Annotated in this window: 22 protein-coding genes; 8 read left to right on the forward strand and 14 right to left on the reverse strand. The window is 46.7% G+C overall.

What is annotated here, in order from left to right; all coding sequences use genetic code 11:
* Positions 1–61: 61 nt before the first annotated feature.
* From treB to gmhB, 3 genes are all read right to left on the reverse strand, one after another.
* Positions 62–1486, reverse strand: coding sequence for a PTS trehalose transporter subunit IIBC (treB, locus tag ACLIIY_RS11560; RefSeq protein WP_005440120.1), 1425 nt, complete (start codon positions 1484–1486; stop codon positions 62–64).
* 175 nt (positions 1487–1661) lie between these two features.
* Positions 1662–2609, reverse strand: coding sequence for a trehalose operon repressor TreR (gene treR / locus ACLIIY_RS11565; RefSeq protein ID WP_434527634.1), 948 nt, complete (start codon positions 2607–2609; stop codon positions 1662–1664).
* A gap of 74 nt (positions 2610–2683) precedes the next feature.
* Positions 2684–3235 (reverse strand): D-glycero-beta-D-manno-heptose 1,7-bisphosphate 7-phosphatase, encoded by a 552-nt coding sequence (gene gmhB / locus ACLIIY_RS11570; protein ID WP_005381961.1) that lies wholly within the window; start codon positions 3233–3235, stop codon positions 2684–2686.
* Between the two features lie 343 nt (positions 3236–3578).
* Between gmhB and metN the strand changes: the two genes are divergently transcribed.
* From metN to ACLIIY_RS11585, 3 genes are read left to right on the forward strand one after another with little or no spacing between them, the layout of a single operon-like run.
* Complete coding sequence (gene metN / locus ACLIIY_RS11575; RefSeq protein WP_005440122.1) at positions 3579–4613, forward strand: methionine ABC transporter ATP-binding protein MetN; 1035 nt, start codon at positions 3579–3581, stop codon at positions 4611–4613.
* Complete coding sequence (locus ACLIIY_RS11580) at positions 4603–5280, forward strand: methionine ABC transporter permease (RefSeq protein ID WP_009705638.1); 678 nt, start codon at positions 4603–4605, stop codon at positions 5278–5280. The genes metN and ACLIIY_RS11580 overlap by 11 nt, the downstream gene beginning before the upstream one ends.
* Before the next feature lie 32 nt (positions 5281–5312).
* The gene (locus ACLIIY_RS11585) at positions 5313–6122 is read left to right on the forward strand and encodes a MetQ/NlpA family lipoprotein (protein ID WP_005440125.1); all 810 of its coding nucleotides are present in this window, start codon (positions 5313–5315) and stop codon (positions 6120–6122) included.
* An 87-nt stretch (positions 6123–6209) separates the two neighbouring features.
* On the opposite strand, the gene ACLIIY_RS11590 is transcribed toward ACLIIY_RS11585, so the two are convergent.
* The 4 genes from ACLIIY_RS11590 to syd form a co-directional block, all read right to left on the reverse strand.
* The gene (locus ACLIIY_RS11590; protein ID WP_334422859.1) at positions 6210–7400 is read right to left on the reverse strand and encodes a YibE/F family protein; all 1191 of its coding nucleotides are present in this window, start codon (positions 7398–7400) and stop codon (positions 6210–6212) included.
* A 90-nt stretch (positions 7401–7490) separates the two neighbouring features.
* A complete protein-coding gene (locus ACLIIY_RS11595; RefSeq protein WP_434527635.1) occupies positions 7491–9686 on the reverse strand; it encodes a bifunctional metallophosphatase/5'-nucleotidase in 2196 nt (731 codons plus the stop codon).
* Positions 9687–10003: 317 nt separating this feature from the next.
* Positions 10004–10780: a Zn-ribbon-containing protein gene (locus ACLIIY_RS11600; RefSeq protein ID WP_005440128.1), complete on the reverse strand. Its 777-nt coding sequence runs from the start codon at positions 10778–10780 to the stop codon at positions 10004–10006.
* Between the two features lie 2 nt (positions 10781–10782).
* Entirely contained in the window at positions 10783–11328 is a 546-nt protein-coding gene (gene syd / locus ACLIIY_RS11605; RefSeq protein WP_005440129.1) for a SecY-interacting protein, read from the reverse strand.
* Positions 11329–11435: 107 nt separating this feature from the next.
* On the opposite strand from syd, the gene queF reads away from it, so the two are divergent.
* From queF to xni, 5 genes are all read left to right on the forward strand, one after another.
* Entirely contained in the window at positions 11436–12281 is an 846-nt protein-coding gene (queF, locus tag ACLIIY_RS11610; RefSeq protein WP_078607776.1) for an NADPH-dependent 7-cyano-7-deazaguanine reductase QueF, read from the forward strand.
* Positions 12282–12441: 160 nt separating this feature from the next.
* Entirely contained in the window at positions 12442–14724 is a 2283-nt protein-coding gene (locus ACLIIY_RS11615; protein WP_409583891.1) for a tetratricopeptide repeat protein, read from the forward strand.
* A 98-nt stretch (positions 14725–14822) separates the two neighbouring features.
* The gene (locus ACLIIY_RS11620) at positions 14823–16388 is read left to right on the forward strand and encodes a GGDEF domain-containing protein (protein WP_208444812.1); all 1566 of its coding nucleotides are present in this window, start codon (positions 14823–14825) and stop codon (positions 16386–16388) included.
* A gap of 219 nt (positions 16389–16607) precedes the next feature.
* Positions 16608–17984 carry a nucleotide 5'-monophosphate nucleosidase PpnN gene (ppnN, locus tag ACLIIY_RS11625; protein ID WP_009705631.1) on the forward strand — a complete coding sequence of 459 codons (1377 nt, stop codon included), beginning with the start codon at positions 16608–16610 and terminating at the stop codon, positions 17982–17984.
* A 58-nt stretch (positions 17985–18042) separates the two neighbouring features.
* Entirely contained in the window at positions 18043–18825 is a 783-nt protein-coding gene (gene xni / locus ACLIIY_RS11630; protein WP_020196462.1) for a flap endonuclease Xni, read from the forward strand.
* Positions 18826–18891: 66 nt separating this feature from the next.
* Here xni and rlmM read toward each other — a convergent pair whose 3' ends face one another.
* The 7 genes from rlmM to pomA form a co-directional block, all read right to left on the reverse strand.
* Positions 18892–19983 (reverse strand): 23S rRNA (cytidine(2498)-2'-O)-methyltransferase RlmM, encoded by a 1092-nt coding sequence (rlmM, locus tag ACLIIY_RS11635; protein WP_020196461.1) that lies wholly within the window; start codon positions 19981–19983, stop codon positions 18892–18894.
* Entirely contained in the window at positions 19980–20378 is a 399-nt protein-coding gene (locus ACLIIY_RS11640; RefSeq protein ID WP_005440144.1) for a DUF423 domain-containing protein, read from the reverse strand. Before ACLIIY_RS11640 ends, rlmM begins: the two co-directional genes overlap by 4 nt.
* Positions 20368–20991, reverse strand: a complete 624-nt coding sequence (locus ACLIIY_RS11645) for an alpha/beta family hydrolase (protein WP_434527636.1) — start codon at positions 20989–20991, stop codon at positions 20368–20370. The genes ACLIIY_RS11640 and ACLIIY_RS11645 overlap by 11 nt, the downstream gene beginning before the upstream one ends.
* Positions 20972–21892: a transcriptional regulator GcvA gene (locus ACLIIY_RS11650; RefSeq protein ID WP_009705628.1), complete on the reverse strand. Its 921-nt coding sequence runs from the start codon at positions 21890–21892 to the stop codon at positions 20972–20974. Before ACLIIY_RS11650 ends, ACLIIY_RS11645 begins: the two co-directional genes overlap by 20 nt.
* Before the next feature lie 521 nt (positions 21893–22413).
* Positions 22414–23862, reverse strand: a complete 1449-nt coding sequence (gene thiI / locus ACLIIY_RS11655) for a tRNA uracil 4-sulfurtransferase ThiI (protein WP_038896253.1) — start codon at positions 23860–23862, stop codon at positions 22414–22416.
* A gap of 200 nt (positions 23863–24062) precedes the next feature.
* Entirely contained in the window at positions 24063–25007 is a 945-nt protein-coding gene (locus ACLIIY_RS11660) for a flagellar motor protein MotB (RefSeq protein WP_434527637.1), read from the reverse strand.
* Positions 25008–25022: 15 nt separating this feature from the next.
* Entirely contained in the window at positions 25023–25784 is a 762-nt protein-coding gene (pomA, locus tag ACLIIY_RS11665) for a flagellar motor protein PomA (protein ID WP_020196456.1), read from the reverse strand.
* Between the last annotated feature and the right edge of the window lie 139 nt (positions 25785–25923).

The raw sequence follows: 25923 nt of genomic DNA on the forward strand, positions 1-25923 counted from the left end.
TTAAAAATCTTAAAAATTAGAGGAGATAAACGAGGCAGCCAAATCGCCGCCTCGGTTTGAATTACGCGTTAGCGGTTTCTAACTCACCTTTCATCTGTGCGCGCTTATACAGCACAAGCGTCAGCGCTACCGGAACCACAATCGCCACCAACATCGCCAGAGCAAATACGCCCCAGAACTGCGGTTGGATAGACAAGATGCCCGGCAAACCACCCACACCGATGCCATTCGCCATCACACCTGCGCTGCCACAGATAGCGGCTGCAATCGCACTGCCGATCATCGCGCTCAGCATTGGGAATTTGTATTTCAAGTTGATGCCGTACATCGCTGGCTCAGTCACACCAAGGTAAGCTGAGATAGCCGCAGGTACTGAGATATCACGCTCGCCATGTTTTTTACTGATGATAATGATGCCGACTACTGCAGATGCTTGAGCAATGTTTGAAAGTGCAATCAAAGGCCAAATTGGCGTGCCGCCTAGCTCTTGCATCAATTGAAGGTCAACCGCGTTGGTGGTGTGGTGAATACCAGTAATTACCAATGGCGCGTATAGGAAGCCGAAGATGGTTGAACCAATCATTGCGAAGTCACCCGTCATGGCTGCTTTTGCTGCGAAAGCAACGCCGTCACCCAACATACGACCGAATGGGCCAATGATAGAGTGCGCAAGAATCACAGACACGATGATAGAAACAAACGGCACGACCACTAAGTAGAGATAAGACGGAATGATGCGTTTTAAGTTGGTTTCAATAAACGCCAAAGCCATACCAGCGAGCATTGCCGGAATAACTTGCGCTTGGTAGCCTACTTTCTCGATGGCAAATAAGCCAAAGTCCCATACTTCAGGCACTTGCTTACCAATTAGGTAGGCGTTCATTAATTGTGGCGAAACCAGCGTGACACCCAATGTGATACCCAGAATCGGAGTACCGCCGAGTTTTTTCACTGTCGACCAACACACGCCAACTGGTAGGAAGAAGAAGATCGCTTCACCAATTAACCATAGGAAAGAGTGTACCGTTGCCCAAAACTGGCTGATTTCCGTTAGCGTTTGACCATCAAACATCTTGATGTCGCCAATCACGTTACGGAAACCAAGAATCAGACCACCGGTGATGATCGCTGGTAGCAGTGGTACAAAGATTTCAGCAAGGTGGGAAATACCACGCTCAACGATATTCATGTTTTGACGAGCTGCGTTCTTAGATTCATCTTTGCTCGATTCACTTTTGCCGCTTAGCTCGATCAGTACTTTGTAAACTTCATCAACTTCAGTGCCGATGACGACCTGAAATTGACCTGCGTTGGTAAAGCAGCCCTTCACCATAGGCAGTGCATCTAACTGTTTTGTATCGGCTTTGTCAGTGTCATTCAACACGAAACGCAAGCGAGTTAAGCAGTGGCTTACACTGGCAATATTGTCCGATCCCCCGACCAGCTCAATAAGACGCTGTACATCTTGACGCGCAATCTTACTCATAACTTTGTCCACCCTGTATTGGATACATTCAATTCATCGTTTTATTTTTATAATGGGAACATTCCCATTTGATGATTTTAATAGTGCCATTTCGCATTCAAAAACAAAATGGGAACAGTCCCATTAATTGAGAATGATCACAGTATAATTTTAGAGCAGATCATCGAAAGGTGGATTAATGACGGATAGGCTGCTGGGTAAAATGCACCACAGACCCATCACCATTTAATTGATTAATCAGCATGTTAGCGGCTTTTTCACCAGCATTAGAGTAGCCTGGATCCACACTGAAAACATTAGGGAAGAGAAAAGAAAGTAATTCGTTACCACCGACACCGGTAACCACCACGTCTTCACGTCCCACTTCTTGCAGACGTTTAATTACACCGAGAGCGATAGTGTCACTGGCACAAGCGATGGCTTGTGTATCGGATTGAAGGACTTGATCCACCAGCTGATAAGCACTTTCGTGGTTGAGCTTGCCGGTTTGAAAGCAAGGTTCGATGCGCTTTTTCTCACACCAAGCTTGGTAAGCATTTAAGCGAGCAAGACCTGTGGTGCGGTCTTCTGGATCAACACCAATGTAGGCAATACGAGAAATAGATTGTTGTTCCAGATGAGAGAGCGCCATATCGATAACGCCTTGGTTGTCATAGTTGATCGAGGAGACCATTTGCGTGTCCATCGCGATCACGACAATGCGGTTGCCCCACTCCGCTAACGCCAGCTCATCACACCCAGTAAAACCAAACACGATAACCCCATCAACATTGCGACGTTTAAGCACATCCAAATGCTCATTGGTTTTATCGCGGTCGAATTGGCTCTCCATGATCACCACGTCATACCCTGCTGAGTACAAAGCGTTGAGCATAGTGCCAACAGCGCGGTTTTCCGATGGTGAATCCAAACGAGAGATGATCACACCGATCACTTTCTGGCTGCCACCACGCATCGACTGCGCAGACTTTGATGGGACGTAGCCTGATTCACGAATGATTTGCTCTACCTTCTCACGCGTTTGCGGTTTTACCTTGGGATCATTGGTAAGCACACGGCTGACCGTCGATTTGCCCACGCCAGCCAATTTCGCGATATCAAGAATGGTGAGTTTTTTGCTCATAAGTGTTCAAACTAAAAGAAGGAATCAAACAAAAGGGAAGCAGCGGCTTCCCTTATCTCAGTCAGTAATGAAGATTACTTGTTTAGGTACGCAGGCACGTCTGCAATGCTATCTAATACTACCGTTGCAATCGCTTCGCCTTGTTCTGTCACTGGCTTACCAGTACGAACCAAAATCTTAGTGCCAACGCCTGCTGCTTCTGCTGCCATCATATCTTCGGCTTTGTCGCCGATCATCACAGATTTCTCCATGTCGATCTTCAAGAAGTCACGTGCAGAAATGAACATGCCTGGTTTTGGCTTACGGCACTCACAATCTTGCTTGTATTCACCAATGCCATGTTCAGGATGATGTGGGCAGTAGTAGATGCCGTCGAACTCAACGCCATTATCAGCGAAGTTCCAGTCCATCCACTGAGTCAGAGATAAGAAACGGTCTTCGCTGAATTTACCACGTGCAATGCCAGATTGATTGGTCACAAGCACCAACAGGTAGCCTTTATCCTTCAGCGCTTTTGTCGCTTCAAAGACACCGTCAATGTACTCAAAATCATGTTCGTCATGAACGTAGCCGTGGTCAACGTTGATCACGCCGTCACGATCGATAAAAACAGCAGGTTTTGCCAAAACGTATTTCTCTATTTACTCGGTTTCATCAGATTATTACATACCTTATAAGCACTCACACTATCTAATTGGCGTGAGTGAGCGACAAAACAGTTGATTTGTCGCCCGAGAATCGGTAAATCTTGAATATCCCTCTTTTATATTCCTTTCCGCCAAACATCCTCTGTTTTATTTTCCCAACAGAACATCCATACATTTAGACGTCTAGACGTAAAAATATCTATTGACTTACTACAGCTTAACCCATAGCATCAACTGAGAATTGAGATAGAGTTCAAAATTTACTCCTGTTAAAAGCCGTTTTTAACAGCGAAGTTCCCAGTATCTCTGTGCAGGTTGAAACATGATAGAAATAAAAAACGTCAATAAAGTGTTCTACCAAGGCAGTAAGGAAATTCTTGCCCTTAAGGACATTAATCTAGATATCGCGAAGGGCACCATCTTTGGTGTTATCGGCTCATCGGGCGCGGGTAAAAGTACCCTGATCCGTTGTGTGAACATGCTGGAAGCCCCAACATCGGGTTCCATCATCGTAGATGGCGTTGATCTAACCAAATTAAGCAAAAAGCAATTGGGAGAAACTCGCCGTAACATCGGGATGATCTTCCAACACTTTAACCTGCTGTCATCTCGCACCGTTTTCGACAATGTCGCACTCCCTCTTGAGCTAGCAGGCAAAGACAAATCGCAAATCACGACAAAAGTGACTGAGCTACTTAAGCTTGTTGGTCTTTCAGACAAGCATGAAAGCTACCCAGCAAACCTCAGTGGTGGTCAAAAGCAACGTGTGGCAATTGCACGTGCACTGGCATCAGACCCTAGCGTTCTGCTGTGTGACGAAGCAACCAGTGCGCTGGATCCAGCAACAACTCAGTCCATCTTAGAACTACTCAAAGAAATCAACCGCAAGCTAGAAATCACCATTCTTCTGATCACTCACGAGATGGAAGTGGTTAAGAGCATCTGTCACGAAGTGGCGATCATCGGTGATGGTGAACTAGTGGAAAAAGGCACCGTTGGTGAAATCTTCGCGCATCCGAAGACGGCTCTGGCACACGAGTTCATTCGTTCGACTTTGGATCTTTCTATCCCAGAAGATTACCAAGCTCGCTTACAAACCACGCGCGTGGAAAACAGCTACCCATTGGTTCGCCTAGAGTTTACTGGTGCAACTGTGGATGCCCCTCTGATGACGCAAATCGCTCGTAAGTACAACATCGACGTGAGCATCCTAAGTTCTGATCTCGATTACGCTGGCGGCGTGAAGTTCGGCATGATGGTCGCAGAGCTGTTTGGTAGTGAAGAAGATGATAACGCAGCAATTGAATTCCTGCGTGAGCACAACGTGAAAGTAGAGGTACTTGGCTATGTCCTTTAATACGATTTCTGAATGGCTGAGCTTAAACAGCAACCTACTTTTAGGCGCAACGTGGGAAACCTTTTACATGGTGGCGGTTGCGGGTATCGTTGGTTTCGCAGTCGGCATTCCTCTTGGTGTGATTCTGCATACCACTAAAAAAGGTGGCCTGCTGGAAAACACCAAACTCAACGGCATTCTTGGCGCGATCGTCAACGTGGGCCGTTCGGTTCCTTTCCTAGTATTGATGGTTGCGATTATCCCAGTAACCAAACTGTTGGTTGGTACCTTTATCGGTACAACAGCAGCAATCGTACCTTTGACCATCGGAGCAATCCCATTTGTGGCACGTCTAATTGAAGGCGCACTACTGGAAGTTCCATCAGGTTTGGTTGAAGCCGCGCAATCTATGGGTGCGACACCAACACAAATCATCACAAAAGTTCTGCTTCCTGAAGCAATGCCGACTATTGTTAACTCAGTGACGATTACCCTAGTAACACTAGTAAGCTATTCAGCAATGGCGGGAACAGTGGGCGGCGGTGGTCTTGGTGACGTAGCCATCCGTTATGGCTTCCACCGTTATGATGTAGTCATCATGGCCGTGACTGTCGTGATGCTGATCGTTCTAGTACAAATTATTCAGTCTATCGGTGATGCAATCGTACGCCGCGTAGACCACAGATAAGAATTGAAAATACCAATTATAAGGAGATAAAGATGAAATTTAGCCTTAAGAGTCTTTTGACTGTTGCAACTGCCGCTTCTGCACTGGTTCTTGCTGGTTGTGGCGAGAAAGAAGTTGACGTTAACAAAGTAAAAGTTGGCGTTATGGCAGGTGCGGAAGCACAAGTTGCTGAAGTTGCAGCAAAAGTTGCTAAAGAGAAATACAACCTGGACGTTGAGCTAGTTACCTTTACTGATTACGTAACACCAAACGCAGCGCTAGATGATGGCTCAATCGACGCAAACGCGTTCCAACACAAGCCATACCTAGACCAGCAAGTAACTGACCGTGGCTACAAGCTAGTAACGGCTGGTAACTCTTTCGTATACCCAATTGCTGGTTACTCTAAGCAAGTAAAATCAGTGGATGAGATCGAAGATGGCGCTCGTATCGCAGTACCAAACGATCCAACCAACCTTGGTCGTTCTCTTCTACTGCTTGAGCAACAAGGTCTGATCGAACTGCGTGATGGCGTTGGTCTACAAGCAACAGTACGTGACATCGTTGGTAACCCGAAAAACATCACTATCGTGGAGCTAGATGCAGCACAACTTCCACGCTCTCTTGATGACGTAGCGGTTTCTATCATCAACACAACTTACGCAAGCTCAATCGACCTAACACCTGAGCGTGACGGTATCTTCGTAGAAGACAAAGAGTCTCCATACGTAAACCTTATCGTTGCTCGTGAAGACAACGTTCAAGCAGCTAACGTACAAAACTTCGTGAAAGCATACCAAACTGATGAAGTTTACGAAGCAGCAAAAGACATCTTCAAAGGTGGCGTAGTTAAAGGTTGGTAATCCCCTCTTTCTACAACACTTGAAACTTAAAAAGGGTGCTCATCGGAGCGCCCTTTTTGCATTTGTTTTCATTGTGACTTTATATTGCTAGAACAGCTGAACTTCGTCTTGCTCAACCTTCTTTTGCTCCTGTTCTGGCTGCGTATCCACTTGCGGATGTTTAAACACATAAGGCGCTAAAAATGCAGTAAAAGGGATAGTAAGCACAATGCCTACACTGCCCGCTAACGCATTCACCACTGCGAGTCCTACCAACGGCATATTCATAAACTGGCTCGCTGGCATGTTAAGACCCCACACCATCATGATGGTCGTCAATGAGCCACCAGCAAACGCCAAGATCAAGGTGTTAGTCATGGTACCCATGATGTCTCGACCAATGTTCATCGACGCTCTAACCAACTGCTTTGGTTTCAGTTTAGGGTCGGTTTGTTGCAGCTCCGCATACGCCGATGCAATCGAAATCGCAACGTCCATAACAGCGCCAAGTGCAGCAACGACAATCGTCACGAACATCAACCAACGAATGCCCATCTTCACCGACGTTAGGTAAATCACGTCTTCGCCTTTGTCGAGGTAAATGCCCGACAAGTGTGCCATTTCACCAAACCACTGCGCCATGACACCCGCAGCAATCACACCCAATAGTGTGCCGCCCATGGCACATAAACTCTTACGGTTATAGCCAGAAACGAGAATAAAGCTGACCACGATGATCACCACCATCAATAAGATGCTGACCAACATCGGATTCCAACCCGCAAAAATACTCGGCACCAACACGCCAACGATCAAGGCAGCAGTGAAATAGAGCGCGACCATCGAGTTGATGCCCTCTTTCTTACCAAAGCTCAGCAACAGCGCACAAAACAACGCAAGCATCAGGTAAATCGCGTCTGAGCGTTTGTGGTTATACGCCCAATAAACGGTACCATTGGTGGTTTCGCGGATCATCATAATGAAAGTATCGCCCTCACTGACATACACGTTGTGCTGACGACTAAGAGGGTTGGTGACTTCCACCTCTAAGCCTTCGCTCTCTCCCTCAAGGATTTTTGCCATGAAGACTTGTTTGCCTGTCATCACATCTGGCACGAGCGGATCTGGCGCAACATGGTTTGAGATAGAACGCGTGACGGTCGCTTCAACAAACTCTTGTTGCTGACGAGATTTAGGACGGAAATCTTCACTCCACGAAGAAGAAAACTGAAAGATAAGTGTGGAGATAAGGGTAATCAGTAGGGTGAAACCCCATCGGTTATAGATTCTTTTGATCATGAAGCACTCTTCTACACCACTCACTAAACGGGCTTTGCCTCTGGTGAGTAAAATTAGGCGCGGTAAAAATTACCGCGCCCACATGCAGGATTAATGAGTTGGGTTACAACCTGCGACTTTCTCATCAAGGGTTGCCGCGCCTTTGTTAGGGTTAACAAAGTAGCTAGACGAATCATTGATGTTCACAGACTTAACAATCGCTGGGTATTTCGGGTTTTCCAAGTCAATTGAGACACAGATTTCCATGTTCTTCAATTGATCCCAAAGCGCTTTGCCTTCGCCCTCACGCAATGTCGTGATATCACCGCTTGGTAGGTATTGAGTGAATGACCAGTTACCAACGCTGCCACTGAAATCTGCCACGTTGATACCTTTGTTCTCTTCAACATAGGCCGTCAGCATGTCGCGAATTGCGTACACTTGTTCGTTCACTGAGTCATAGAACACGTCGTCTTTGCTTGCCCAACCAAACTTCTGGATTTGCGAACCAAAACGGTAGCTGTTCATCGCCACTTTGTAAGTCGCGTTTGGATCGAACTGCTCGCCACCAATACTGGTGATGTTTACGCGGCTACCTTCATTTGTCACCGTGTTATTTTCGTCTAACTCTAGAGACGGTTTACTTAGATCCACTGTAAACTCGATGTCACCATCGAATTGGTCGTACAGGTAAGCTGGCGCGCCTTTCTTAAACGACACCGTAATGTCACCCGGTTGGTACTGGTTGAAGTAAGAGTAAGACCACTCAATGAAGCGTTTTAGGTTCGCACCTGTCATCTCAACGCCAAGCAAGGTGTTGTCATACTTGTACAAGTTGGTCGATTTACCTTTGGTGTACACTTCACCATCGATCAGGTTAGATTGATCAGAGAAAAGCGACGCAGCAGACACAACCGCACCATTACCTTTACCAACCGCATCTTCGATTGTCTGCATTTGGATTTGGTTAATCACGTCCATTAATGGCGTATCAACCACTTTCGCAAGGTGAATCGTGGAGTACAAACGCTCTGCCGTGTAGTTGTAATCCGTCGCAGTCGCTTCATCTGGGAAACCCGTTGCGCTTGGTGTGAAGTCACCCGTGACACGGCCAAGTTCGCGAGTGGCGTCTTCAACCGAGATATCGTGCACGTATTGGAATTTCGCTTGCAGTGCTTGCTCTTGTTCCACTTTCTTCGTGCCAATGTTGGTCAATGTAGTGTCTTCCATCGTCCACTTACCATCGACTTTCTTCAATTGAATTTCAGCTTTCGCTAGGTAAGCACCCCACTTGCCTGGTTCAATGATTTTCACGCTTTGCGCGCGATTGTCTTGGTTGTATTCGCCAGACTTCGCTTTATCTTCAATCAGCGTATTTTCACCGCCAATTTCTGATGTGGATTTGCTGATTGGTGTAACAGTGCCGTCTGCGTTCACTTGCTCGATGTAGTTCGCGTGTTCGTGACCCGCTAAGATGACGTCGAATTTATCTGCCATTGCTGACGCGATTTCGTAAACGCCCACACCACCGTCTTCTTGTCGACCAAGGTGAAGCGCACCAACAATCACATCTGGATTGTACTTAGACACAAGTTGATCAACCGCTTCTTTGGTTGCATCCAATTCGTTTTCAAACTTCAACCCTTTGAAGTGATCCGGTGCAGACGCTTCCCAGTTCGGCACGTTCGATGGCGTCAGGCCAACGATCGCCACTTTCACGCCTTCCACTTCAAACATTTGGAACGCGCGAATGTAGTTCACATCGTTGCTTTCCCATTTGATGTTTGAAGACAGTACCGCACCATTAAAATGATCGAGGTTGCGATCGACAAACGAACGCTCAAAGTTGAATTCATGGTTACCTGGTACCCAAACGTCAAAGCCAAGAGAGTTCATGCTCTCAACCACTGGGTGAGTTGGATCATCGTTGAATAGCTGCGCGGAGTTGCCTTGAACCGTATCACCGATATCAATCAGGATCATGTTTGGATGTGCTGCTTTTTGGTCAGCAAGCAAAGTGGCCACACGAGTAATACCCGCGTCATCGTCTTCTGCGTTCAGCGCGTAGTCAAAACCAAACAAACGACCGTGTAGATCCGATGTTGCTGCGATAGCAATGGTTACTTCATCCGCTTGTGTTGCTTCACCTTTCACAACCACATCTGGCGTGTTGGTTAGTGTTTTACCTTCTGCGACTACAGGGCTGTAATCCGACGGTACTTCTACGTACTTGGTTTCATCATCGTTACAACCAGCCATTAAGCCGACAACAGCAATGCAGACTAGGCTTCGTTTAAATAAAGTCATCTCAATTCCTTCCAGATTATTTTTTTATATATATTTTCGGAAGGGGCCCTCTTCCCAAAACCTCAAAAAGGATATGGATATTATTTGAAATTTTTGAGAAGCAAACGTTTCAATGCTTATAAACCATGCAACTGAGTTACATTTTTCTTTAAATGTGAACAAAGATCACAATCAAGGGGATGAGAGGAATGGTCAGTGAAAATGCTTTTTGAATCAATATATTGACAAAATCAATAATAGATAATTTGACTACGCGGCTTCGATCCATTTATCGCGATAGAAAAAAGCTGGCATAGACGCCAGCTTTAGAAAATAGACTACTTGATGTGGTCCCAAGAGATGTTGGAAACGATTCGGCAATCGTCGCACTTAAAGTAGAAGATGTCGTGCAGCGGTTCATCGAGTAACCACTCACCACCACACTTTGGACACTTGCGCGCTTTTTCCGCTTCAAGTGACTCACCACCAACTCGGTATTGGTAGTAATACGTCGGGATCTTAGTGAGGTATTCAATACGACCTCGCAAATCCCAACCTCGGCGGAACAGCACACTGTCAGCATCGCAAATTTCGTGCAATGCCGCATGTTCTGCACGACACCCGCCAGCCATTTGGATTTCATCACACGCTTGCCATTCGGTTTGCCATTTCACCACTGCTTTGTGGTCACCATTCAGTGTTGCCCCATTGCGGTACAGTGGAATTGGCAACAGTGTCTCGCCGCTGCGCAGTGGAGAACAAGTATGAACGTACGTGGTGTAGAGCACTTGCCAGCTTGGTGTTTCTTCTTCAGCCGCTTCTTCTGAATTCAAATCACGACCCAACATGCGCATTTTCGGCGCAAGCAACGACGCTTCCGACAAACGATTCATGCACACTTTGACGAAATCAGAATGGTAGCGAGGGTGCAAACTGTCTTGCTCTGGGCAAACGACGCGAACATAAAACTCGCCATCGCCCATTACGATAGGAAATTCACGACCAAGCACCTGACCGTTGTAGCGCAATGCGTCCATCAGACCATTAATCGCTTTATCAACCGCGCTTACGGTGGTGTTATCAAAACACTCAAACTGCAACTCAACAACGTACATGCTTACACCGCAGCCTCAAGTTTGCTTAGAAACTCGGTCAGTGTTTCAGCCAATACGTCACGTTTATCTGAACCCAAGCGCTCAAGAATGACATTACCGGTTAAGTTACAGATTGAAATCACATCCAGCTCGGCATCGGTCGCTGCAATAAATACCGTCGGCTTTAGTTTTAGACGACGCTGAGTCACAAGGTGGCCAAGAATGTTCTCTTGCAGACGAGTAAAGTCATCGTCACTCCATACTTGCAGCAGTGTCAGCTCATTGCCTTGCCAAGTCGCATCCATATCTGCGCTGTATTGCGAACCATAGAAAAGCTTAATGTCTTCATGCAACGTCAATTCAATTGCGTTCTCAACGTTGGTGAAATCTGCCATCTCTTCACGTGGAACCGATTTCCACAAAACGACCTCATCACGTTTCTCTTCTACACACGGAGAAACAAGATCAGCAAGCTCTTCACTGCGTGGCAGTTCGTTGTGTTTGTCTTGCCAAGCTTGTTGGTAGCGCAGGCTAAAGTCCTGTAGAGCCTGAGGAACGGTTTGGGTCATGAAGGTCTCCTGGTTTGTTTTTATCAGGTTGCGGTATCTGCCGGATGGCAATTAATCAGCGGATTCAGTAAAATTCTCGCCATTCTAATCGAAAATGACCACAAAGTATGAGCAAATATTCTGACGCTAAAGAGCTTGCTGGCCTGACTCTGGGTAAAAAGACCGAGTACGCAAACCAATACGACGCAAGCTTGCTGCAACCTGTACCTCGCAGCCTAAACCGTGACGACCTTGAACTTGGCGACAGCCTACCGTTTATGGGCCACGATATTTGGACGCTGTACGAGCTATCTTGGCTAAACAGCAAAGGCTTGCCTCAAGTTGCGGTTGGCGAAGTGTACATTCCAGCAACCAGCGCAAACTTGATTGAGTCTAAGTCGTTCAAACTGTACTTAAACAGCTACAACCAAACGCGTTTCGCTACGTGGGAAGAAGTGACTGAGCGTTTGACGCAAGACCTATCGGCATGCGCAGGTGAGCAAGTACTTGTGGAAGTAAACCCAGTAACGCATTACACCAACCAACCTATCGTGACGATGGAAGGCGAGTGTATTGACGATCAAGACATCGAAATCACCAGCTACGATTTTGACGCTGCACTGCTTGAGGGTGCGGCTGGTGATGAGCAAGTAGAAGAAATTCTTCACAGCCATCTACTGAAATCTAACTGTCTGATCACCAACCAACCAGACTGGGGCAGCGTAGAAATTCGTTACCAAGGCGCTAAGCTTGATCGTGAGAAGTTGCTTCGTTACCTCGTTTCATTCCGTGAGCACAACGAGTTCCACGAGCAATGTGTGGAGCGTATTTTCACTGACCTGATAAAGTACTGCCAGCCAACGAAACTGACGGTATTTGCACGTTACACACGTCGTGGTGGTTTGGATATCAACCCTTACCGCTCAACGGAACAAGACAAGCCCGCTCACAATAACCGCATGGCGCGCCAGTAATCTGAGTAGATAATGAAAAGTGCTTGAGTTCCACACTCAAAAACTAATTGCTTAAATACTCAAAAACGCTCAGCTATCTGTTGGATTGCTGGGCGTTTTTCTCTACTATTGTTTATTCAAAAACTCGTAAATTACGACACAGTTCGAGGGAACGAAAAGGATGTTTGGGGACAGTTCGCGTCTATTTAGGCTGATTGGCTTTCTTTGCTTATTGTTAGCACAGCCACTTCACGCGACCATTTTATCTTCCGCTTTGCTTAATGAAGCTCAGCAACTGGCTGAGATCGACCCCGTACAGGCAAAGCAAGCGGCCAAAAACTACCTTTTGCAACGCGAACTGACAGAGCGCCAAGACAACGGCAGCCCTTCTTCAATGTCTCGCGAAGAGACCGACCGTAGCATCCGCACGCCAAGCAGCACGATTGAAGCACACAAAATCATCGCGCAAGCTGACTACACAATGGGCAACATCCGCTCTGCCATCAATAACCTTGATGAAGCAGAACGCCTCGCCAACGAATATCAATTGCCGTACATGAATCTTGATGTGCAACTGATGCGCAACCAAATGATTTGGATGTACGACAAAAACTATGCAGCCGCAGAAGAAAAGCTCGACCAAATCGAAAAGCAGATTGAAGAAGCCAATCCAGTATTACAACGCACCGACAGTGTTCGTTATCGCTTGGTCATGCAACGAGCACTATTAGCAGCCAACAGTGGTGACAGCGTTAATGCCGATCGCTTATACACAAAAGCGAAGACCATGCTGGAAGACAACCGTTCTGATCTGACTCTGATTGATTACCACACCGCCGTTGGTGAGTTTTATCTGAATGACAAGAAGTACAACCTTGCCCTTTCAGAGCTGCTCTACGGTTACTGGCAATCCATTGAGAGCGATAGCGGCGCACGCCTTGCGAAAGTAAATCGCTTGCTGGCACGCCTGTTCCAAGAACGCCGAGTGTATGACAAGGCGATTGAATACCTCTCTCAGGCGGCAGATTATTACGACAGCTACCCAAGCTCACCGATTTTGGCCGACGTGCTAGAGCAAATGGGTGACATCTATTTCTACCAAGGCAAATTTAATCTGGCTTTGGTGCACTACTTCAACGTGCTGGACCATGACAGCACCAGTAAAAACATCAACCGCATCATTAAGATCCGTCTGAGCCTAGCTGCCACTTACTTACAGCTCTACAACTATGCATTAGCAGAACAATACCTAGACCGCTCAACCGATCTGTTGGAGTACGCTGACTTGCCTCAACTGGAAGCCAAAGCCGCCTTGTTGCAATCTGGCTTGGCGTACCATCAAAACGACAGTAAAGACGTCATTGAAAACGCCAAACGAGCGCTCGATTTAATTGAAAAAGCCCCAGATGATACTGGCTTTATTAAACAACAATCTTACCGCTTATTGGGTCTGGGCTATGAACAAGCTGGCGAGTACCAACTGTCATTACAAGCGTATAAGAAATACGCCAGCCTAGTGCGCCTAGAACAAAAGCAGCTTAACCAAATCAGTGAAGATGCGTTCCGCCAACAAAAAGAATTTGCCGAGCAAAGTATTCATCACGTAGGCCAAGCTGAGAAATTGGCACAAGTCGAAATGGAGCATCGCAAATTCCAAAAAATCTCGTTTGCGTTGTTTATTACTGTCTTGGTCATGTTCCTGTTCATCATGCGCCGTGGCGTCATCAATCAACGCCAAACCGCTGAGATTGAAAAACTGCGTAATGACCTGTTCACCCACTCCCGTTCTCGCCTGCGTAACCTACGCATGTTGAATGTGAAGTTGTCCCGCTCATTGAAGAAATCGAGCGACACCTTCGAGCAGTGGCAAATGGGTGAATTGATTCACGAGCCTTTGAACGACCGTTTGCGCTTCGTGATGATCGATCTGCCGTTCCTGCGCAGTATGTACGTTCAGCATGGTTACAAAGCCGGTTTAGAGCTAGAGCGTGCTTTCGGTGAGTTCCTAGCAGAACGTATCCAGAAACCGACACGTTTGTACCATTTCTCCGATGCAAACTTGTTGTACATCGAGCCAAATGCCGATCGTGACGCATCAGCAGAAGCGACGTTCGAAAAATTCCAAAGCTGGGTAGATGAGTTCGCGGCCAAACACAACGTCAACCGCATCATCCGAATGGGCATCAGTGACTACCCATTCTTACCACGTGCATACACGGCAATTAACGATGAAGAATTACTCGATCTATTGCTGCTCGCCACACACATTGCGCGTGAAGTCAGCTTAAAAGATAAACACAGTCATTGGGTGTTCTTGAAGGCCATTGATAATGCTCCGGCAGCGAGCTTTGCAACCGGTGACATAAGGACTGCGTGCCAACACGCCATCAACCAAGGGCTAATTAAAATTCATTCTTCGTACAAGAATGAGGACGACATCAAAAAAATATTAAAAAACGGATAATTAACCAACGGTTGAGCGTGATCAGTGATGACGCTATAAAGTTTTTTGTTATTATCAAATAATCGTCAGTAGTACATGGACTTAACCGTAGTCACTTCATGGGAATCTTGGAATCCGATATTCAGTCGCAGCTTCATCAGCTGAGTTGTCAACTTGACCAACTCAGGCTGACTCATCGTGATACTTCGCTCAAATTTCAACGTGAGCAGCAAGTTCTTAAGCGAGTTGTGGCATCATTGTCTTCTGCTTGTCAGGGTTCAAACTCTCAAGTAACCAGCTACCTGCGCGAAATTCAGCAAGAACTGGAACATCAAAAAGATGTCAGTACGCTGATACCTCGCTTAGCAGTGCTAGAAAGAATGCTCAAACAGCAGTCTAAGGCGATGGAAAAACAAAACGGTTATCTCGACGAACAAATCAAACACAGTGGTGAAACGCTTCAACGTATCACCGGTTTGCCTGCGCAGCTAAAACGTGAATTGCGCAATCTGATGAGCTTTTCTGAAGTTCACGCAGGTAAGAAAGTTGACCAAGCCACCAAGCTACTAAGCATCTACGAGCGCGCGCTCAAGATCATCACTTCCAATTCTCGCCTTAACCTTGGTGAATTAGAACACGGCCCAGATAAGTCCCAACTTGAGTGTCTTGCGAGCGACTTGCAGCACACCATCACCGAACTCGATTTTGAAGGTGAGTCTGGCGACCAACTGTTGGATATCCGAGCGAAGTTGCTGTTGGGGGTTAACGCAGAATCGCTGATCGAACTGACTTTAAACACCCTCAAATTGGTCGTAGAAGCGACTAAATACGAACGCAAATCATCAGAGCAGTTCTTAGAGCAGTTGAATACTTCACTGTCTAGCAATCTAAAGACGGTTCATCAGAACGTCGACCAGCATCAAACCTACTTTGAACATCGCCAAGAGCTGAACTCAGAGATGACCACTTTGGTTGAACGCAGCCAAGAATCTCTGGAACACGCGCAAGATCTCGAAGAGTTGAAAGGTGAAGTATCACCATTGCTGGCCAAGATGGCCTCTTTGACTGAACGCTTAAGAATGACCGAAGAGCGCGAACAAGCCCTTCAAGAACGCTTAAGCTACAGCAAAAATCAGCTGGAAGCGGTATTTGAAACAACTCAAGACTACCGTCGCCGCTTGGAAGACCAAGCACAACGAATGCTGCTAGACCCTTTGACGAAGGTATACAACCGTGCCGCTTTCAATGATCGCTTAGAGTTGGAATACCGTCGTTGGATTCGCTCACAGCAAAATCTTCGCGTAGTTCTGTTTGATGTTGATAACTTTAAAGCGGTTAACGACAGCTACGGCTACACCGCTGGCGATAAAGCACTCAAGATCATTGCTCGCACCATGAGCAAACGCGTCGCTGATACAGAAACCGTGGCTCGTTTTGGTGGCGAAGAGTTTATCTTACTCATCCCAGAGCAAACGGAAGAGTACACACTTGAGCTGATGAAAAACATCCAGCGCGACATCAGTAAACTGCCATTCAAATTCCGTGAACAGAACATCATGATCACCCTCACGGCCGTCTCTACTTGCTTTAAAGAAGCGGACAACCCTGAATACGTATTAGATCGCCTTGCCAATATGCTCAAAGACGCCAAGCAACGCGGCGGTAATCAGGTGAACTGGGGCTAAAAAGCGTTTAAAAAACAACCAAACAAACGCTTTTAACGTCTTGTTCTGTCATATTGCCTCAAATTTTCAACGGGTTATCACGTTTCTCCTCTTTTAGTCTGCTAAGCTGTTTAAACGCTATAAAACAAAGTCTGCCAACCACTGAGTAGAACGATACGTACAAGCTAAGTAGGTGAGTTGGTTTATTCCCTCAAAAGAACGCATTAGCAAGGAGGCCTTATGATTACCCATATAAGCCCCGCAGGTAGCATGGATCTGCTATCACAACTGGAAGTTGAACGTCTTAAAAAAACCGCATCAAGTGAGCTTTATCTGCTCTACCGTAACTGTACACTTGCGGTCCTCAACTCCGGCAGCCACACCGATAACTCAAAAGAGCTATTAGACAAATACCTTTCGTTCGATGTTAACGTCGTACGTCGTGAGCGCGGTATCAAACTTGAACTAGCCAACCCACCTGAACACGCATTTGTCGATGGTGAGATCATCAAAGGCATTCAAGAGCACTTGTTCTCGGTTCTCCGTGACATCGTGTATGTCAACATGCACCTCGCGGATAACCAGCGTCTAAACCTCACCAATGCCACGCACATTACCAACCTCGTGTTCGGTATTTTACGCAATGCTGGTGCACTAACGCCGGGCATTGAACCTAACCTAGTGGTGTGTTGGGGTGGTCACTCGATCAACGCGACCGAATACCAATACACACGCGAAGTGGGTAACGAACTTGGCCTGCGTGAACTAAACATCTGTACTGGCTGTGGTCCGGGTGCGATGGAAGGCCCAATGAAAGGTGCGGCGATTGGTCACGCGAAACAGCGTTACACAGAACAGCGCTACCTTGGCCTAACAGAGCCTTCAATCATTGCGGCTGAGCCACCAAACCCAATTGTGAACGAACTGGTGATCATGCCAGACATCGAGAAACGTCTCGAAGCCTTCGTTCGTATGGCGCACGGCATCGTTATCTTCCCGGGTGGTCCGGGTACAGCGGAAGAGCTGCTGTACATCTTGGGCATCATGATGCACCCAGAAAATGCTGACCAACCTATGCCGATCGTCTTAACCGGCCCGAAAGAGAGTGAAGCTTACTTCCGCTCTATCGATGCGTTTATTGCCGATACATTAGGTGAAGAAGGTCAGAAGCACTACCAAATCGTGATTGATGACCCAGCAGAAGTGGCGCGAATCATGAAGCGTTCAATGGAAGACGTTCGCCAACATCGTAAAGAGAAAGGCGACGCATACAGCTTTAACTGGTCGTTGAAAATTGAGCCTGAGTTCCAACTGCCGTTTGAACCAACTCATGAGGCAATGGCGAGCCTAGATCTGCATTTGAACCAACAACCGCAAGTACTGGCTGCAAGTCTTCGCCAAGCCTTCTCTGGCATCGTTGCGGGTAACGTCAAAGCGGAAGGGATTCGAGAGATCGAACGCAAAGGTCCATTCACCATCAACGGTGACCCGGTACTGATGACCAAACTCGACAAGCTATTGAAAGACTTCGTAGAGCAACACCGCATGAAACTGCCGGGCGGTACTGCTTACGAGCCATGTTACCGTATTGCCCATAAGGAAAATGGTGGTCGATAGATAACTCAGCTTTGGTTACACTAGGGGCATTACGCCCCTTTTTTATTGCTAAGTCATTATGTCTATTCATCTTGTTATCATTGATGCCCTAAACCTGATCCGCCGCGTGCACTCAGCGCAACCTGATCCAACTGACATAGCAAGAACCATCACCACTACCGGTAGAACCCTGACTCGCATTCTGTCTGAAGCGCAGCCGACGCACATCATCGCGGTATTCGATCATCACGAACAAGACCGCGGTTGGCGTGCAGAGATCCTTCCGGATTACAAACAGAACCGTAAACCTATGCCAGAACCATTGATGCAGGGCTTAGACGCGATTCAACAAGCGTGGTGGGAACAAGGCATTGATTCACTACTGTCTGAAGGTGATGAGGCAGACGATCTTGTTGCAACCCTCGCAACCAAGGTCGCGAGCCACGGCGAAAAAGTCACAATTGTCTCTACCGACAAAGGCTATTGCCAACTGCTCTCCCCGACTCTTCAGATCCGAGATTACTTCCAACACCGCTGGCTAGATGAACCGTTTATCGAAAAAGAGTTTGGCGTAAAACCATCTCAGCTTGCGGATTATTGGGGTTTGACAGGAATCAGCTCAAGCCAAGTTCCGGGCATTCCGGGTGTTGGTCCTAAAGCCGCCAAAGAGATCTTAACTCAATTCGAAGACATTGAAGCCGCTTACGCGAGCGAAGAACTGGTACCGAAATATCGTAAGAAGTTTGATGAACATATTGAGTCTGCCCGCTTATGTAAAAAAGTCGCGGCACTGAAATGCGATATCGAACTTGGCTTTAACCTACAAGACATTCGCTTTACCGGACCGAATAAAGCGCAATAGCAGCCAACTTCAGACACTAAAAAAGCGCCTATTGCAGGCGCTTTTTTGCTTCTACTCTATCGCATGTTAGTGCGGAGAGATGTTAGACAGACACTGAATGTGAATCGTGATCTCTTCGCGGTCATGGTACAAGTGCTTAGCTTGCAGCTTGAACTTCACCTTGTTCTCAATCAGGAACATTTTTAGGTTTTCAAGATCTTGCAGCACTTCGTCGTAACGACCTTTCATTGGAAGCTTAAGGTTGAAGATCGCTTCTTTCGCCCAGCCCTTTAGCAGCCATTGGCCCATAAGGTGCGCAACGCGTGCTGGCTTCTCAACCATGTCACACACAATCCAAGTTACGTTCTTACGGTCTGGTTCAAACTTAAAGCCATCCACCATGTGGTGCTTGATTTGACCCGTTTCCATCAAGCTATCCGCCATCATGCCGTTGTCCACACAGTGAACAAACATCGAACGTTTCACCAATTGGTAAGTCCAACCACCCGGACATGCACCTAGGTCAACACCCCACATACCTGGCGCTAAACGCTCATCCCATTCTTCACGAGGAATGAAGACGTGGAATGCTTCTTCTAGTTTCAAAGTAGAACGGCTTGGCGCGTCTGCTGGGAATTTAAGGCGAGGAATACCCATAAAGAACTGCGAGTTGTTGCCCGGGTATGAGTAGCCGACGTAACAATGACCCGGAGCCACAAAGCAGATGTGCAACACAGGCTTCTTCGCGTTGTCTTTGTTCCACATCAGACCTTTACCACGCATCGCTTGACGCATTGGTACCGTGAACTTACGGCAGAACTTCAATAGCTCTTTTGCTTCGTTCGTGTCTGGGGTTTCAATGCGCAGATCGCCACAACGTGGGAATTCTTCGATTTCTGACAGTTCAGCAAGAATTGGGCTGATGCGGTCGTCGCTTGGTAGCGCTTCAAACTCAGCCGCCACAGCAAACATCTGACGTGCAAAAATCAGGGCGCTAAAGTCCAAACCTTTAGCAAGCTTGTCTGCGTCTCCATCTTGGTAACACTCGAAGACAACATAACCTGAGTTTTTCTTCACACGAGGGAAGCCATACACTTCCAACTGTGTCGCTTTGTCCTGAATTTCACCAGCACACTCTTTCTCAAAGCCAGAACGGCAATAGAGCATTAGTTGTTTCACTTGGAGACCTCTTTGATATTAAACGCAGCAAAAAAGAACAGACACCAACCGATCATGAACAAGAACCCTCCCATAGGAGTGATGGGTCCAAACCACTTAATGCCCGTCAGCGCCAGCGCGTAAAGACTGCCGCTAAAACAAAAGATGCCGATGATAAAGCAAATCGCGGCGATGAAAAAATACTTTTGTGCTTTTTGTCCCAAATTCAACAGCAGTAAGATGGCACACAATGCAATAGCTAAAGTATGGATGAATTGGTACAAAACGCCGGTTTCAAACACGCCCAACAAATAAGGCGATAACTTCGCTTTCAAACCGTGCGCTGCAAATGCACCTAACGCCACCGAGGTTAAGCCAGAAAGACCAGTAAACGAGAGTAACCACTTACTTTTCACGGTACACCTCTTTAATAAATGCCGCTAACTGCTCTACCGTCGAGGCAATGTTGCCTGCTTCTGTGTAACCCGAACTCTTACGTGGCTTAAAGCTGTGGTCACCATCTGGCAAAAAGCGCACTTGCACTTGTTCTGACAACGCAAAGCCATCGAATTCTTCGCGCTTGCCGAATGTATCGCGCTCACCTTGTAGAATTAAGATTGGCTTTTCAATGTTGGCCAGATGCTCGCCTTTGTATTTCTCTGGTTTGCCCGGAGGGTGAAAAGGAAAACCTAAACAGGCAATACCCGCCACCAGCTCATTATCGGCAAGCAAACTCGACATGCGACCACCCATCGATTTTCCACCAATAACAATAGGTTGAGAAGTAAAGTGAGTGATCACTTCTTCGTAAGCTTCCAGAAGCTTTGGTGCACGATCAGGCGGACGCTTCTTGCCATCTTCCGCTCGCTTAACCATGTAAGGAAAATTAAAACGCACCACGCGTATGCCCTGCTCAACTAATCCTTTGGCAACGGCAGACATGAATTCGTGTTCCATGCCCGCACCAGCGCCGTGAGCGAAAATAAATAGCGGTCCGTTTTCAGGTCCCTCAACTATCCAATGGCTCATCCAATACTTCCTCTTGTTCTTTTCTTGCAGTGGCCAACATCCAGTCCCTAAACGTTGCGATACGTCCCATGTCCGCTTGCTGTTCGTGACACACTACATAGAAGGCATTCTTCGACACCAACACCTCATCAAATGGCGCAATTAAGCGTCCCGCTTCCATTTCAGGTTTGGCTAATACGTTGTTGCCTAGTGCGACACCTTGTCCGTGCGCAGCCGCTTGAAGCACCATGGTCGAGTGGCTGAAAATAGGACCATGATTTACATTGATACCTTCAATATTGTGCTGACGAGCAAACTGCTTCCAATCTTTACGAGAGGTGTCATGTAACAAGGTATGCAATTTAAGGTCACTTAGAGATTCTAATGGTTTGTTACCTAAAAGTAACGAAGGTGAACAAAGTGGGATCAAAAACTCTTGGTAGAGTTTATCGGCACGCAAACCAGGCCAATTACCACGACCATAGTAGATAGCCACATCAACATCATCGGTCAGTGAACCTTCGTCCATATCTACCGCTTTAATACGCACATCAATGTCTGGTTCTTGCGCGTTAAAATCGGCCAAGCGCGGAACCAACCACTGAATAGCAAAGCTTGGTGGCAAACTGATGGTCAATGCACCTTTTTCACTACGTTCCAATACCTTATCGGTCGCTTCTGCAATCGAAGTGAAGATATCTTTAATGTCTAGGAAGTAACTTTGCCCTTCTTCGGTAAGCAAGAGAGAGCGATTTCGGCGACGGAAAAGCTTCAAAGATAAGAACTCTTCTAACGCTTTTATTTGGTGACTTACTGCCGCTTGGGTAACGAATAGCTCTTCAGCAGCACGGGTAAAACTGAGATGACGAGCAGCCGCTTCAAAAACGCGAAGCGAATTCAACGGAGGCAATCTGCGAGACATTATGGGACCTCAATTAGGATTAGTTTTTTTTATCTGAAACATTATAAAATGTCCGTTGCCGAACAGCCAGATAAATTCTATATTTCATCCCGCAACACGAGCCTGAACGGCTTGATTCCATTTGTGAATCAATTGGCTTCGTTGTTGCGATGTTGTGTTTGCAAACTCGTATTTCGAGTTAGGTAGATTTCTACCATATGTTTTGTCCACACTCCCTGTGACAAAACAGATACTTCCTGTATTTATTTTGACCTGTCTGTCAAATTTCTTGCACCGCCTTATTAGGCGGTGTTTTTTTATCTAAAGAATCTCACCTTCTTTTTCCTTCAGAAAATGGCATCAGCATCACTTTTGCGTTCTCATTTCGGATTAATTATCGTTATATCAATACAAATTCCGAAGGATGCGATTGAGGTCAATCTTATCACTTCACAAAGAATAATTTTGTGTGTGCTAAAACGAAAAAAGCGCAAACTGATTTCTCAATTTGCGCTTTTGTGACTGTCTGTTTTACAACACGATTATGGGCGGTAAACCTTCACGTTGTTGAAGCCTTGTTCTTGCAAGTAAAGCGCTTGCAGACGGCTCATCACACCACGGTCACAGTACAGTAGGTATGTCTTAGCTTGGTCAAGATCGCCAAACTGAGTACCCAGCTTGTAGAACGGAATGTGTTTTACATCAACGCCATCGATTTCTAGTGGGCTATCGTCTTCCTCTTCAGGGCTACGAATATCCAATACAATTGCATCGCCTTCTACTGCTTGTACTTGCTCAACTTCTGGTGCCGCTTGCTCAGATTCTTTTGCGATGTCACGGATGTCCATCATGCGAGCTTCTTGAACCACTTGCTCAAGGATGCTGAAGTCGAATTTCTGTTCTTCTGCTTCTAGCTTGCCTTTCACCGCTTTCACAGTTGGCTTTTTAGAGATAACACCACAGTATTCTGGCATTGTCTTCGCAAAGTCTTCTGTACCGATTTCACGCGCTAGGTTGATGATGTCTTCTTTGTCCCAGTTGATTAGCGGACGAAGAATCAGCGTGTCTGTCACGTTGTCGATGTGGCGTAGGTTCGTTAGTGTCTGGCTTGATACCTGACCTAGCGCTTCACCAGTCACCAATGCTTCGATCTTCATCTTCTGAGCGATCATGCCTGCTGCACGCATGAACATACGCTTCAGAATCACGCCCATTTGGCCGTCATCAACTTTCTCTAGGATTTCTGCCACTACTGGTTCGAAATCAACTGAGATGAAACGTACTTTTGCTGAAGAACCGTATTTATTCCATAGGTAGTGAGAAACCTGCTTAACGCCGATCTCGTGTGCTGGACCACCTAGGTTAAAGAAACAGTAATGTACTTTTGAACCACGTTTGATGTGCAGGTAGCTTGAAACACCAGAGTCGAAACCACCTGAGATCAGGCTTAGTACGTCTTCTTGTGTACCTAGTGGGAAACCACCTAGACCTTTATGACGCGCCAACACTTGGTTTAGCTTGTCGTTAGTCACTTCAACGTTGATCGTTACGTCTGGCTTGCTTAACTTAACTCGAGCGCTTTCTACTGCTTGGTTAAGACCGCCACCTACGTAACGCTCTAGTTCAATAGAAGTAAAATCGTGCTTACCGCGACGCTTAGCACGCACAACGAAAGTTTTACCTTCGATCAGTGATCCACTTAGCTCCAACACTTGCTCGAAGATGTCGTGCAAGTCTTTAAATTCGGTTTGTTTTACTTCAAGAATGTGGTGAATACCTGGCGTGTGCGTCAGGATTTCTAAAACTTCAGCGTGAAACTCGTCACTCTCAGAGGTCACTTCAATGTGATCACGACGGTTGAATACCGCGACAGATTCCGTACGGCTCTTAACGATGTTACGAATGTTGCACTCTAAAATCTTTGTGAAGCGCTTACGCACAGATTCACTTTTTACAAAAATTTCTGGATGGGGCTTTACAATAAATTTCATAGTCTAGTTCGCAGGTTAGGTTCGCAATCAACAATGAGTGATAACTCCGCACTAGGTGTTCATACGCAACAACATCATGAGTTGTTCACACCCAGCTTTGTGAGCTCACTTTTAAAGGCGCAAGATTATACACCCAAGCGAAATGGAAAGACAAAAAAAGCGAGCCAACGCTCGCTTTTAGTATAAGAACAAATGTTCGGTTATTGAATTATTGGCACTTCTTCACTGTAGAGTGGCTCGCCTTGCATAATGCTGATTTCAACGCGGCGGTTTAGCGCTCGGTTTGCATCCGAATCGTTTGGAGCCAATGGTTCAGTATCCGCCATGCCACGCACGCGTAAGCGTTGATGTGAGAATCCTCTAACCTTCTCCATTTCTTGAGCAACCGACACCGCACGCTGCGACGACAGATCCCAATTAGAGCGGTACAGTTCAGAATCCAGCGGTTGATTATCCGTATGACCTGATACTCGAACAATACCCGGTACGTCTTTGACCAATTCCGCGATTTGACGCACTAAAGGTCTAAACTTCGGTTGTAAGAACGCAGAGCCTTCAGGGAAAGCGCCTTTCTCACGCATTCGAATCACGATCTGCTGACCAAGGTTTTCGACTTCTATAGCCCCTTGCTCAATCTCACGCTCCAACGCTTTCTTGATGCTTTCCATCAAGGTGTCCATCTCTTGCGAGGTTTGCTCAGACTGCTGCTGTTGCATGTCTGATTCCGCCGATTGGTTGTTTTGCGTTGACGTTTCAGGTGATTGACCACCGGTTAACTTGCCTTGGTCGCGCTTAGTGCCACCCGCTCGGTCAGATTCTCCCTCGTGAAATTCTAACGTCTGCTGGGTGATGTCCATGGTTTGTTGCATGATGACATCAATTGGCGTTGGTTCCGGACGACCCGGTCTAAACTCTTGGGCAATGATGCTGGTGCCTTTTGGGATGTCCTTCACTTCAAGTTGGTTCTGAACACCAAAAGCAAACTTCATCGACCCCGCGATCTGTTTGAACTTCAGTACGTCCATTTCCGAAAACGAAAGCAGCAGTACGAAGAAACACATCAGCAATGACATCAAGTCAGCGAATGTCCCCATCCACTGGGGGAGACCGGGTGGCGGACAATCACATTTATTATCTTCATCCATCAGATGACCTCCAGATTAGTCGTCAATCTCAAGGGCGCGTTTGCCCTCGTTGAGGTAGTTCTTCAGGTAACTATCGATAACTCGCGGGTTTTGACCATCTTGAATGGCGAGCACTCCGTCCATGATCAAGCGACGGTTTAACGTTTCTTGATCACGTCGCAGTGACAATTTGTCCGCAATCGGGAAAAACAGCATGTTAGAAAGCACCGCACCGTAAAGCGTGGTCAACAAGGCAACCGCCATCGCAGGACCGATCGCTTTTGGGTCATCCATATTCGAAAGCATGGCAACCAGACCAACTAACGTACCAATCATACCCATCGCTGGCGCTACGTCACCAAATGCGCGAAATACACCAGTACCTTGAGTGTGACGCTCGTCGGTCAGTGCGATGTCTTTTTGTAGCGCGGCACGCACTACATCGGCATCATGGCCATCCACCAACAAGTCGATGCCTTTTTGCATAAAGCTGTTGTTGATTTCCATCTCTTCTAAAGCAAGGAAGCCGCCTTTACGTGCTGCGTCTGCCATTTCTACAATCTTCGCGATCAAGTCTTCCGGCTCGTCCGCTTTAAACATGAATGCTTTGCCCGCAATTTTGGTTGCGCCGAAGAACTGCCCTATGGTGAACTTCATCAATACTACAAACGTTGAACCACCAACGACGATTAGGATTGAGGTGACGTCGATGAACATGCCGATGCTGCCACCTAGCACCATCGCCATGATGACGAATGCAAAACCACCAATCAAACCTATTAGGGTTGCTAAATCCACAAAGCACTCCTCTCGCTATACTCAAATATTGCCTAGTCAGGCGAATTATTACTTGTATCGACAACTAGAACAGTTTTTTTAGAAAAATCTTGGTCAATACATCACAAAATGATCGTTTAGGCTCGAACTAAATGATCGA

Source organism: Vibrio sp. K4, assembly GCF_051122595.1.
In the GTDB taxonomy this organism is placed as follows: Bacteria; Pseudomonadota; Gammaproteobacteria; order Enterobacterales; family Vibrionaceae; genus Vibrio; species Vibrio owensii.